At 40.2% G+C, this 835-nt stretch carries 2 pseudogenes; both read left to right on the forward strand.

Annotated elements, in window-relative coordinates:
* Window positions 1-226 (forward strand): annotated as a pseudogene (locus GMD4S_RS13590) (class I SAM-dependent methyltransferase); the annotation flags it as partial.
* 50 nt (window positions 227-276) lie between these two features.
* A pseudogene (locus GMD4S_RS09630) lies at window positions 277-835 on the forward strand (acetate kinase); the annotation flags it as partial.

The raw sequence follows: 835 nt of genomic DNA on the forward strand, positions 1-835 counted from the left end.
ATTAAAAGGGTGGCTCAAAGACGAAGTGAGTCTGGCTGCTATCATCGCTCTGCCAGAGGATATTTTCTCAACTGCAAGCCAAGCTAAAAGTATTTTTGTCTTACAGAAGAAAAGAGACAAGGAAATAGAACCCTTTGTCTACCCTCTTACTAGCTTGCAAGATCCGTCAGTTTTGTTGACCTTTAAAGAAAATTTTCAAAATTGGAGCAAAGGTACTGAAATATAAAAGAGATTTTGTTATAATAGATGAAAACGCTTAAAAAGAGGTATCATCTTATGACAAAAACAATTGCAATCAATGCAGGAAGCTCAAGCTTGAAATGGCAACTTTATCAAATGCCTGAGGAAAAAGTTTTGGCTAAAGGCTTGATTGAACGTATTGGATTGAAGGATTCGATCTCAACTGTAAAATTTGACGGTCGTTCGGAGCAACAAATTCTTGATATTGAAGACCACACACAAGCCGTTAAAATTTTATTGGATGACTTGATTCGTTTTGACATTATCAAAGGGTACGATGAGATTACAGGTGTCGGCCACCGCGTCGTTGCAGGTGGTGAATATTTCAAGGAATCAACAGTTGTTGAGGGAGATGTGTTAGAAAAAGTTGAGGAATTGGGACTGTTGGCTCCTCTTCACAATCCAGCTAACGCAGCTGGAATTCGCGCATTTAAGGAATTGCTGCCAGATATTACCAGTGTTGTCGTATTTGATACCTCATTCCACACAAGCATGCCAGAGAAGGCTTATCGCTACCCTCTACCAACTAAATACTACACAGACAACAAGGTTCGTAAATATGGTGCCCACGGGACAAGCCACCAGTTTGTCGCAG

The organism is Streptococcus sp. GMD4S, assembly GCF_000296955.1.